The sequence below is a fragment of the Mycobacterium sp. NGS56 genome, assembly GCF_059812425.1.
This window is the reverse complement of sequence record NZ_JCALCQ010000007.1, coordinates 1-11,270: the sequence shown is the minus strand read 5'-3', so window position 1 is coordinate 11,270 and position 11,270 is coordinate 1. Positions and strand designations below refer to the sequence as shown.

Here is an 11,270-nt window from a genome sequence, read left to right as displayed (position 1 = left end):
AACGCGGTGGCCGCCGCCGGGCGCCACCGCGTTCCCTTCGCCTCCTCGACGCTAGTTTGGCACGCGCGCGCCTCACCGTCACTTCACTTTGGCGTCTTGACCTGAGCGTCCGCCTCGACCCATTGATAGGGGAGGAACTTCCCGTCGAACGTCACCACGACCCGGTCGCCGGACGGGTGCGGCTTCTTCTGCACGTCGACGCTGAAATTGATCGCGCTCATGATGCCGTCGCCGAACTGTTCGGCGATCACCTCCTTGATGGCGCCGCCGTACACCTGCAGGGCTTCGTAGAAGCGGTAGATGGTCGGATCCGTGGGAACCGCGGTGGGCAGCCCGCCACGCATCGGAGCGGCCGCCAGCACCGGCACCACCGACTCGTCCAGCTTCAACCTTTCCGCCAGAACCTTGGCCTGCTCCGCCGGAAGCGGGTGCTGGCCGAGTAACGCCGCCGTGGTCCACACCAGTGGCCGGCCGATCGCGTCGGCCAGCTGTTGCCACGTCAGCCCCTGCCGGAGCCGGGCTAACACGACCTGTTCGGTGACTTCGGTTCTGTTCATAGCCCCAAGCATGCCCGCCCGATGTCACCCCCGCTCGGTGGCGGTGACCAAGCGCCTCGAGAACCAAGGCCCGCAAAGTGTTTCGCCGTCGTGGTCACCAGCGGCCGTGGTGGACGACCTCGGCAAACGGCCGCCGATTGGGCTTGCGGATCGGCGTGAGCGGGCGATCGGCCGGGTAGCCCACCCCGAGCAGGAAGGCCACCAGGTGACCATCGGGCACGCCCAGGATGGCACGCGCCTTGTCCTGGTCCCCCACCGACGAATGGCCCGTCCCGATCCCCAGGTCGGTGGCGGCGATCATCATCGCCATGGTGGCCTGGCCGACGTCGTAGTTGTCGGTGATCACCCGGCGCTCGTCGGGCGGCACCGGAACCACGATGGCGATTGTGGCCGCGGCCCCGGCGATGTGACCGGCGCCCCGCCAGACCGTGGACAGCTCGGCCAGCCGGTTGCGTTCGGTGACGATGACGAAATCCCACGGCTGGCGGTTCTTCGCAGACGGCGCGCGCCAGCCGGCCTCGGCGATGCGGTCCAAATCCTCGGCCGGTATCGGCTTCGGCTGGTACTCCCGGACATTGCGACGTGCGCAGATCGCGTCCCAAGCTTGCATGTGGGTCCCTTTCGTAACTGTTTGCGTGGATCAACCCCGCGCCGCGTGGCACCGATTCCCGGCGGGATCCGCACCGTAAGCGCCCATCCGCGTCGGTGGTCGGGTTTATCGTGACAGCGCAATGCCGCTTCATCTACACCGCGCCGAGCGCACCGACCTGTTGGCCGACGGTCTCGGCGCTCTGCTGGCCAACCCGCTGGCCGACCCGTTCGCGACTGAACTCGTCGTCGTCCCGGCGCGCGGCGTGGAACGCTGGCTCAGCCAGCGCTTGTCGCACGTGCTCGGCGCGCGCAACGGCGACGGGGTGTGCGCCGGGGTGGCGTTTCGCAGTCCGGGCTCGTTGATCGCCGAAATCACCGGCACGGCCGACAACGATCCGTGGTCGCCCGACGCCATGGCCTGGCCGCTGCTGGAGGCGATCGACTGCTCGCTGGACGAACCCTGGTGCCGCACGCTGGCCGCGCACGTGGGCCACTTCCACACCGGCGCGGAGGCCGAGCTGCGCCGGGGCCGCCGATACGAGGTGGCGCGGCGGCTGGCCGGCCTGTTCGACTCCTACGCGCGCCAGCGCCCACAACTGCTCATCGACTGGGGCAACGGCGAACCGGGTGATATCGACGTGGACCTGCGCTGGCAACCCGAGCTGTGGCGGGCGCTGGTTGCCCGGGTCGGCGCCGATCCGCCGCATACCCGCCACGCCAAGACCCTCGCGCGGCTGCGGGCGGCGCCCAGCCAGCTGCCGCCTCGGCTGTCGCTGTTCGGGCACACCCGGTTGACGCGCACCGACGTCGAGCTTTTGGAGGCGCTGGCCACCCACCACGACGTGCATCTGTGGCTACCGCACCCGAGCGAGGCGCTGTGGCGCGGGCTGGCCGGCACGCACGGCGCGGTTCGCCGGCGCGACGACGTCAGCCATCGCGCGGTGTCCCATCCGCTGCTCGCGACACTCGGACGAGACCTGCGCGAGCTGCAGCGCAGCCTGCCGACGGATCCGGCGACCGATGCCTATCTGGCCGGCGACGCGCGCCCGGACACGCTGCTCGGTTGGCTGCAGTCCGACATCGGCGCAAATGCCGTTCGCCCATCTGGCCGCACGATCCGAGCCGACGACCGATCGGTACAGATCCACAACTGCCACGGCCCGGCCCGCCAGGTCGACGTGCTGCGCGAGGTGCTGCTCGGCCTACTGCAGGACGACCCGACGCTTGCGCCGCGCGACATCCTGGTGATGTGCCCGGACATCGAGACCTACGCGCCGCTGATCATGGCCGACTTCGGCCTGGGCGACGTGGTGCGCGGCGCCCATCCGGCCCACCAGCTACGGGTCCGGCTGGCGGACCGCTCGCCGATCCAGACCAATCCATTGCTGGGTGTGGCCGCCCAATTGCTGGCCCTGGCGGCCGGCCGGGTGACGGCCAGCGAGGTGCTCAACCTGGCCCAGAGCCCACCGGTGCGCGCCCAGTTCGGATTCACCGATGACGATCTCGAGGCCATCACCCGCTGGGTCCGGCAGGCGAACATCCGGTGGGGGTTGGACCAGCAGCATCGACGTCCCTACCACGTCGATTTCGTGCACAACACATGGCGTTTCGGCATCGATCGGATACTGGCGGGCGTCGCGATGTCCGACGATTCGAACGCATGGATCGATGCGACGCTGCCGCTGGACGACGTCAGCAGTAACCGCGTCCAACTGGCCGGCCAGTTCGCCGAGTTCGTCGCCCGGTTGCAGCACGTCCTGGACTTGCTCGCCGGCACCAGGCCGCTAACCGAGTGGCTGGCCTCCCTCAGCGAGGGCATCGCGCTGCTGACTCGGGTCCGCGATGCGGACGAATGGCAGACCGGCCAGATGCAACGCGAGTTTGCTCAGACGATTGCGCAGGCCGGCTCCCGGGGCGCCACGGCGCTGCGGCTACCCGATCTTCGCGCCCTGCTCACCCGACTCCTGGCCGGCCGCCCGACCCGGGCCAACTTCCGCACCGGCACCCTGACGGTGTGCACCATGGTTCCGATGCGCTCGGTGCCACACCGGGTGGTGTGCCTGGTCGGCCTGGACGACGGGCTGTTCCCGCGGCTTGGCATCGTCGACGGCGACGACGCGCTGGCCCGATGCCCGATGACCGGGGAACGCGACATCCGTTCCGAGGACCGGCAATTGTTGCTCGACGCGATCGGCGCGGCAACGGACAAACTCGTCATCACCTACACCGGTGCCAACGAATATTCGGGCCAGCCGCGCCCGCCGGCGGTGCCGCTGGCCGAGCTCCTGGACACCCTCGACATGACCACCATGACCAAGGTGCGTGACCGAGTCGTCGTCGAGCATCCGTTGCAGCCGTACGACATTCGCAACGTCGTCCCCGGCAGGCTCGTGCCGGACGTGCCGTTCAGTTTCGACCCGACGGTGCTGCGGGCGGCGCGCGCGGCCAGCGGCGAGCACGGCGAACAGCCGAAATTCATCTCGGGGCCGCTGCCGTCTCCGCCGGCCGGCGACGTCATCCTGGCCGACCTCGTCGGCTTCTTCAAAGACCCGGTGAAGGGCTTCTTCCGCGCGCTGGAATTCACCCTGCCGCACGATGTCGACGGGGTGCAAGACGCCATGCCGGTCGACATCGACGGCCTCCAAGAGTGGACGGTCGGCGACCGGATGCTGGGCGACATCCTGCGGGGGATGACTCCGGACGACGCGCGGCAAGCGGAGTGGCGCCGCGGCACCCTGCCGCCGGGTCAGCTGGGCTGGCGCAAGGTCACCGAGATCCGCGACCAGGCCGCCCTGTTGGCGCGTGAGGCGCTTCATCATCGGCACAGTCAGGGCCACGCCGCCGCATACGATGTCGACATCGACCTGGGTGGCGGGCGACGACTGACCGGCACGGTGTCGCCGGTGTACGGCGACAGCCTGGTATCGGTGACGTATTCGCGACTGGACGGCAAGCATCTGCTCGAATCGTGGATCACGTTGCTGGCCTTGGTCGCCCATGATCCGGGCCGGGACTTCTCGGCGGTGTGTGTCGGCCGCATGCGCCGCGGCACCAGCACCCGGGTGGCGGGCCTGGGTCGGCCGTCCGACGCTGAGCAGGCCGTCAAGGAGCTGCGCGAGCTGGTGGCGATCTACGACGCCGGACGGCGCGAGCCGATTCCGTTGCCCATCAAGACGTCCTATGCCTGGGCGGCGGCCCGGTACGGCGGCGAGGACCCTTTGGCCGAGGCGCGATACCGCTGGAAGTCCGGTGACCGCTTCCCGGGTGAGGATCAGGCCCCGGCGCACGCAAGGGCGTGGGGCAGGGGTGCGGCACTGGAGGTGCTGATGGCGCCGGTGCGGCCGGGTGAGGAGTGCGACGGCGAGGACAACCGGCTCGGCGCCTACTCGGCCCGGGTCTGGCTGCCGATGCTGCGCGCCGAACGGAGACTCACCTGATGGAGCGCTTCGACCTGTTGGGTGCGCTACCGGCCGAGTGTTCCACCACCGTGCTGGAGGCCAGCGCGGGAACCGGCAAGACTTTCGCGCTGGCTTCCCTGGTGACGCGGTATGTCGCCGACGGCGCGGCGGCGCTCGACCAGATGCTGCTGATCACGTTTGGCCGGGCCGCCAGTCAAGAGCTACGCGAACGCGTCCGCTGTCAAATCGTCGATGCCGTACGAGCATTCGCCGATCCCTCGACAGTCGGCGACAACCAGGTGCTTGCGTACCTGCTGGAGGGCACCGAACGTCAGCGCGCGGCCCGCCAACAGCGGCTTCGCGACGCACTGGCCGGCTTCGACGCGGCCACGATCGCCACCACCCATCAGTTCTGTCAGCTGGTGCTGCGCTCGCTGGGCGTGGCCGGGGACACGGCGGCCAGCGTGACGCTGCTCGAAAGCCTCGATGACCTGGTGACCGAGATCGTCGACGATCTGTACCTGGCCCACTTCGGCCAGGAGCGCGACGACCCGGCGCTGCACTACCGCGAGGCGCTGCGGCTGGCACGCGCTGTCGTCAGCAATCCGTCGACCGAGCTGCGGCCGCGAGACCCGGATCCCGATTCGCGGGCCGCGGCCAGCGTCAAGTTCGCCAAAGACGTTCTGGCCGAGCTGGATACGCGCAAGAGGCGGCTGGGCGTCCTCGGCTACGACGATCTGCTGATCCGGTTGGCCGACGCGCTGGCCATTGACGACTCCCCGGCCCGGCTACGCATGCACCAACGCTGGCCGATCGTCATGGTCGACGAGTTCCAGGACACCGACCCGGTGCAATGGCAGGTGATCGACCGGGCGTTCAATGGGCGTTCCACCTTGATCCTCATCGGCGATCCGAAGCAGGCGATCTACGCGTTTCGCGGCGGCGATATCGTGACCTATCTGCGGGCCGCCGAGACCGCGGGCGGGCGCCAGACGCTGGACACCAACTGGCGCAGCGACTCCGCGCTGGTGCAGCGGCTGCAGGTGGTGCTGCGCGGCGCCCAACTCGGCGACCCCGCGATCGTGGTGAACGACGTCAACGCGCATCACCGCGGTCATCGGCTCGCCGGCGCACCGCACAACGATCCGTTCCGGTTGCGCGTGGTCGCGCGGAAGACGTTGGGGCGCCGCGGTGTTCAAAACCTGCCCATCGACCGGGTGCGGGAGCACATCGGCGCCGATCTCGCGTCCGACATCCGCGCGTTGCTGGCCAGCGGTGCGACGTTCGCCGGCAGGCCACTGCAGGCCCGCGATATCGCGGTGATCGTGGAGCGGCACCGCGACGCGCAGGCATGCTTCACGGCGCTCTGCGCCGCGGGTGTCCCGGCGGTGTACACGGGCAACTCCGACGTGTTCACCTCCGAGGCCGCCGAGGATTGGCTGTGCCTGCTGGAGGCTTTCGACCAGCCGCACCGGCCCGGGATGGTGCGTGCGGCCGCCGCGACGATGTTCTTCGGCGAGACCGCGGAATCGCTGGCCGCCGGCGGTGATGCGCTCACCGACCGGGTCGCGAAAACTCTGCGGGAGTGGGCCGGTCATGCCCGCGAACGCGGCGTCGCGGCCATCTTCGAGGCCGCTCAATTGCTGGGCATGGGCAATCGCGTGCTCGCCTGGCAGGGCGGTGAGCGACACATGACCGATCTGGCGCATGTCACCCAACTGCTGCAGGAGGTCGCGCACCGCAACCACTACAGCCTGCCCGCGCTGCGCGATTGGCTGCGCCGCCAGCGTGACGAGCGCAGCGGCGCACCGGAGCGAAATCGCCGGCTGGACAGCGACGCCGCGGCCGTGCAGATCATGACCGTCTTCGTCAGCAAGGGCCTGCAGTACCCGATCGTGTATCTGCCGTTCGCGTTCAATCGCAACACCCAGGACAGCGACGTCGTGCTGTTCCACGACGAGGACGGCAGGCGTTGCCTGCACGTCGGCGGCAAGGACAGCCCTGACTTCAAATCCGTTGAGCGGCTAGGGCGTAAAGAGGACGCCAGCGACGACAGCCGGTTGACGTACGTCGCGCTGACCAGGGCCCAGTCCCAGGTGGTGGCATGGTGGTCACCGGCGTATTACGAACCCAACGGCGGCCTCTCTCGGCTGCTGCGCGGCCGCCGGCCAGGTGAACCCGCGGTGCCGGACCGATGCGAGCCCGCCAAGATCTCCGACGACGACGCTATGGCCCGGCTGCGGGAGTGGGAGGCGGCGGGCGGGCCGGTCATCGAGGAATCGGTAGTGGCACCGGTCCCGTCGCTGGCCGCCGAGCCGATACCCGACCGCCTGGGCAATCGTCACTTTCACCGGGTCATCGACACCGGCTGGCGGCGCACCTCGTATTCGGGTTTGATCCGAGCGGCCCAAACCAGCGGGGTGAGCAGCGAACCCGAAATCGGCGAACTCGACGACGAGGTCGGCGACATCCCCTTGGTGTCAGCGGTAGCCGGGCCGGACGTACCCTCGCCGATGGCGGACCTGCCGGCGGGCGCCACATTCGGCACCCTGGTGCACGCCGTGCTGGAGACGACCGACCCGTTGGCCGCAGACCTGGCCGCCGAGCTCGAAACGCAGATCCGCGCGCACTCGGCGTGGTGGGCGGTCGCCGCGGCGCCCGAGGAGCTCGCCGCGGCGATGGTGCCGATGCACGATACGCCGCTGGGCCCATTCATGGGTGGGAGGACGCTGCGCCAGATCGGATTGCCAGATCGGTTGCGCGAAATGGACTTCGAGCTTCCCCTGGCGGGCGGCGATCGTGGTTCGACGGCGCCGGAAGTTCGGCTCGCAGATCTGGCGCCGCTGTTGCGCGAGCATCTGCCCGGCGATGACGTGCTGGCCTCGTATGCCGACCGGCTGGCCGAACCTGGCCTCGGTGATCAGTCACTGCGCGGATACCTCAGCGGCTCGATCGACGCCGTGCTCCGCATTCCCGACGGATCGGGGCATCGCTTTGTGGTGGTGGATTACAAGACCAACCGGCTCGGCGACCCGGAGCGGCCGCTGACCGCCGCCGACTACGACCGGTCAAGGATGGCCGAAGCGATGCTGCACTCGGACTATCCGCTGCAGGCGCTGCTGTATTGCGCTGTGCTGCACCGGTTCTTACGATGGCGGCTGAGCGATTACGATCCGAGCCGACATCTCGGCGGCGTACTCTACCTGTTCGTTCGGGGCATGTGCGGCGCACAGACGCCCGTGCTCGGCGGACACCTGGCGGGCGTCTTCGATTGGCGGCCGCCCTGGCCGTTGATCGTGGCTCTGTCGGATCTGCTCGATGCTCAGGGGGTGGCCGTGTGACGGTGGAAGCCATCTCCGCGGCCGGCCTGCTGCGCACGTTCAGCGATGCCGGCGTGTTAGAGCCCGCCGATATCCATGTGGCGCAACGGCTTACCGCGCTCACCGGCGAATCCGATGAACGGGTGGCGCTCGCGGTCGCCCTCGTGGTGCGCGCGCTGCGCGGTGGTTCGGTCTGCGTCGATCTGCGCGCGGTGCAGGCCCAGATCGAGGAAGCCGACCTGCCCTGGCCGGACGCCGACGACTGGCTGGCGGCGGTGCGGGCCAGCGCGTTGCTCGGGTCGCCGCCGGTGTTGCGATTGTTCGGCGACCTGTTGTATTTCGACAGGTATTGGCTCGAGGAAGAGCAGGTCTGCACCGATCTGCTGGCCCTTTCGGTGACCCCGGCGGCCGTCGAATCGACCAGCTATGAACGGCTTTTCGGCCCCGGCTATGAGGAACAGCGGGCGGCCGCCGAGATTGCCGTTGCGCAGGCTCTGACCGTGCTGACCGGCGGGCCCGGCACCGGTAAGACCACCACGGTCGCACGCCTGCTCGCCCTGCTGGTCGAACAGGCGGAGCGGGCCGGTCTGCCGAGGCCGCGGATTGCGCTGGCCGCACCGACCGGCAAGGCGGCGGCGCGGCTGGCCGAGGCGGTGGCCGTGGGAAGCGAGGAGCTGGCCGCCGCGGACAGGGCGCGGCTTACCGGCCTGCCGGGAACCACCCTGCATCGCCTCCTGGGCCCCCGGCCGGACACATCGGTGCGATTCAAACACAATCGGGCCAATCGACTGCCGCACGACGTCATCGTGGTCGACGAGACGTCGATGGTGTCGCTGACGATGATGGCCCGGCTGGTCGAGGCCGTTCGACCGGATACCCGGCTGATTCTGGTCGGTGACCCCGACCAGTTGGCCTCGGTGGAGGCCGGTGCCGTGCTGGCCGACCTGGTGGATGGGTTGGCCGCCCGCGACGACGTGCGGGTCGCGGCCCTGCACACGCCGCACCGATTCGGCACGTCGATCGGCGCCCTGGCCGAGGCGATCCGGGTCGGCGACGCGGACCGCGTCGTGCGGTTGTTGGCGGCCGGCGGCGAACACATCGAGTGGGTGAACTCCGAGCGGCCGACCGACCGGCTGCGGGAGGTGCTGGTCGCTCACGCGTTGCGGCTGCGCTCGGCCGCGCTGCTGGGCGCGGTGGCCGAGGCGTTGGGGACGCTGGACGAACACCGACTGCTGTGTGCGCACCGGGCGGGGCCGTACGGGGCGACACACTGGAATTTGCAGGTGCAGAGGTGGATTGCCGAAGCGACCGGCCAGCCGGCGTGGTCGCAGTGGTATGCCGGCCGTCCCCTGCTGGTGACGGCCAACGACTACGGGCTGCGCCTCTACAACGGTGACACCGGTGTGACCGTGGCCGCCGCGGACGGCCTTCGTGCCGTCGTCGCCGGCGCGACAGGACCGCTGGACTTCGCGACCAGCCGCCTGGGCGAGGTGGAGACGATGCACGCCATGACCATCCACAAGAGCCAGGGCAGCCAGGCCGACGAGGTGACAGTGCTGATACCGCCGGAAGATTCGCGATTGCTGACGCGGGAATTGTTCTACACGGCGGTGACCCGGGCGAAGACCAAGGTGCGAGTGGTTGGCCCCGAGGTGTCGATTCGCGCCACGATCGAACGCCGGGCGGTACGCGCCACCGGATTGCGGCAGCGGCTGCGGTCGGTCAGCCGACGATAGGTGCGCTACCGGATCGAGCCTTTGCGGCCATCTGCTTGAGCATGCTGTCGTGGATGATGTCGATGCGTGAGCGGGCCTCTGCGCACACGTACGGATCGCGGATCACGGTGAGCTGGTTGTCCTGTTTGGATTCTCCGCCGGTGCTCCAGTTGGTCGAACCCGTGACCACATCGACGCCGTCGATGATCACCATCTTCAGATGCATGATCGCCGACTTCTCGCTGTGCCCGATCGCGATGCTATTGCCGATCTTGTCGTTGAGCCATGGTGCGAGCAGCGGACGCTCGGCGAGTCCCGCGGCCTGCGTGGAGTCGAGACTCATTTGCACATAGACCTTTTCGTCGTTCAGCGCGGACTGCAGCACCGAGTTGAGCTCCGCGTCGTCGTAGCCGTACATCGCCACGATGATGGTCTTGCTGGCCGACGTCAACAAGGCCTTGAGTGCCTCGTGCACCTGGTCGACGGGACTGTAGAACGTTCGCGTGTTGTCGGGATAGCCTGGCGAAAACGGCGCCGCTTTGAACTTGTCCAGTTCGGTCAGCGAACTCAGTGCCATGGCGGTTGCTCCTTTACAACGCGGAGAGATCCAGCACCAAACTTCAACTCCGGCGATATGCGGCACTCTACGGTGATCACGCCCGCACCGCGGCGAGTTGGAAACAGCCGGGTGCGGTGAGCGCGCGGCGGTGCGGAACAATCATGGCCAACATGGACGACAGTGACGGTCCCCCACCACCATCGCGCCTGGTCCACATCGCGCGGCTCGCGGTGTTCGGCGGGTTTCTGGCCGTGGTCTTCTATCTGGTGGCCGTCGCGCGGGTGATCAACATCGACGAGATCCGGCGCATCGTGTCGGCGACCGGTCCCGCGGCACCGCTGACCTACGTCGTGCTCTCAGCGGTGGTGGGCGCGTTGTTCGTCCCGGGTTCGATTCTGGCGGCGGGCAGCGGGTTATTGTTCGGTCCGGTAGTGGGTGTCTTCGTGACGCTCGGTGCGACGGTGGGCACCGCGATCGTCGCGAGTTTTGTCGGCCGGCGAGCCGGCCGGGCCAGCGCCCGGGGCCTGCTCGGGGACAAACGTGCCGACCGCTTCGACGCGCTGATCGAGCGGCACGGGTTGTGGGCGGTCGTCGGGCAGCGCTTCGTCCCCGGCATCTCGGATGCGCTGGCTTCGTACACGTTCGGCGCCTTCGGCGTTCCCGTGTGGCAGATGGCGGTAGGCTCTTTCATCGGGTCGGCGCCGCGGGCGTTCGTCTACACCGCGCTGGGCGCCTCGATCGGCAATAGGTCGTCGCCGCTGGCCTACGCGGCGATCGCGGTGTGGTGCATCACCGCCATCGTCGGCGCGTTCGCCGCGCATCGCGGATACCGCAACTGGCGCCGGCATGGCCGTGCGGACGACGAGGGCAACGGCTCGCCCGAATCGGATGCCGCCGCCCGCTAGCGAACTTTGGCGGCTGACGGCGTCGAAAGCGCTGGCTGCCAATGTCATCCGGATTCATCGTGAGGGCGGCACAGGAGTGCGGCGGACTCGGCTCACAGATCGAGATTAGCGGTAAATGCAGCGGTGCGCGCATTCATTCAGGGCGCGGACGTCCGGGCGGTCCGGTTTTGTCGGTGGTGGTTGCGATGATGTGGTCATGTCGTTGACCGCATCCGCTGGCGCCGT

At 68.8% G+C, this 11,270-nt stretch carries 7 protein-coding genes; 4 read left to right on the top strand and 3 right to left on the bottom strand.

Translation table 11 applies throughout. From position 1 onward, the window contains the following. Positions 1-83: 83 nt before the first annotated feature. Both cynS and AC5Y4F_RS17290 read right to left on the bottom strand, forming a co-directional pair. The gene (cynS, locus tag AC5Y4F_RS17295; RefSeq protein WP_499997711.1) at positions 84-557 is read right to left on the bottom strand and encodes a cyanase; all 474 of its coding nucleotides are present in this window, start codon (positions 555-557) and stop codon (positions 84-86) included. A 94-nt stretch (positions 558-651) separates the two neighbouring features. Beyond that, positions 652-1,167 carry a nitroreductase family protein gene (locus AC5Y4F_RS17290; RefSeq protein ID WP_067934925.1) on the bottom strand — a complete coding sequence of 172 codons (516 nt, stop codon included), beginning with the start codon at positions 1,165-1,167 and terminating at the stop codon, positions 652-654. Positions 1,168-1,288: 121 nt separating this feature from the next. Here AC5Y4F_RS17290 and recC point away from each other — a divergent pair, with 121 nt between their 5' ends. The 3 genes from recC to recD are packed head-to-tail and all read left to right on the top strand — an operon-like array spanning position 1,289 to position 9,602. Continuing rightward, on the top strand, positions 1,289-4,585 hold the full coding sequence (gene recC / locus AC5Y4F_RS17285) for an exodeoxyribonuclease V subunit gamma (protein WP_499997710.1): 3,297 nt from the start codon (positions 1,289-1,291) through the stop codon (positions 4,583-4,585). After that, entirely contained in the window at positions 4,585-7,887 is a 3,303-nt protein-coding gene (gene recB / locus AC5Y4F_RS17280) for an exodeoxyribonuclease V subunit beta (protein ID WP_499997709.1), read from the top strand. The genes recC and recB overlap by 1 nt, the downstream gene beginning before the upstream one ends. Continuing rightward, on the top strand, positions 7,884-9,602 hold the full coding sequence (gene recD / locus AC5Y4F_RS17275) for an exodeoxyribonuclease V subunit alpha (RefSeq protein ID WP_499997708.1): 1,719 nt from the start codon (positions 7,884-7,886) through the stop codon (positions 9,600-9,602). The genes recB and recD overlap by 4 nt, the downstream gene beginning before the upstream one ends. Here recD and AC5Y4F_RS17270 read toward each other — a convergent pair. Further along, entirely contained in the window at positions 9,589-10,158 is a 570-nt protein-coding gene (locus AC5Y4F_RS17270) for a phospholipase D-like domain-containing protein (protein ID WP_067934932.1), read from the bottom strand. The two genes, recD and AC5Y4F_RS17270, sit on opposite strands and share 14 nt — an antisense overlap. A 152-nt stretch (positions 10,159-10,310) precedes the next feature. Between AC5Y4F_RS17270 and AC5Y4F_RS17265 the strand changes: the two genes are divergently transcribed. Next, complete coding sequence (locus tag AC5Y4F_RS17265; RefSeq protein ID WP_067934933.1) at positions 10,311-11,045, top strand: TVP38/TMEM64 family protein; 735 nt, start codon at positions 10,311-10,313, stop codon at positions 11,043-11,045. Positions 11,046-11,270: the final 225 nt, after the last annotated feature.

Bases quoted from the DNA above. Each gene is read 5' to 3' on its own strand.
- cynS (WP_499997711.1), bottom strand. From the start codon at position 557: ATGAACAGAACCGAAGTCACCGAACAGGTCGTGTTAGCCCGGCTCCGG.
- AC5Y4F_RS17290 (WP_067934925.1), bottom strand. From the start codon at position 1,167: ATGCAAGCTTGGGACGCGATCTGCGCACGTCGCAATGTCCGGGAGTAC.
- recC (WP_499997710.1), top strand. From the start codon at position 1,289: ATGCCGCTTCATCTACACCGCGCCGAGCGCACCGACCTGTTGGCCGAC.
- recB (WP_499997709.1), top strand. From the start codon at position 4,585: ATGGAGCGCTTCGACCTGTTGGGTGCGCTACCGGCCGAGTGTTCCACC.
- AC5Y4F_RS17270 (WP_067934932.1), bottom strand. From the start codon at position 10,158: ATGGCACTGAGTTCGCTGACCGAACTGGACAAGTTCAAAGCGGCGCCG.
- AC5Y4F_RS17265 (WP_067934933.1), top strand. From the start codon at position 10,311: ATGGACGACAGTGACGGTCCCCCACCACCATCGCGCCTGGTCCACATC.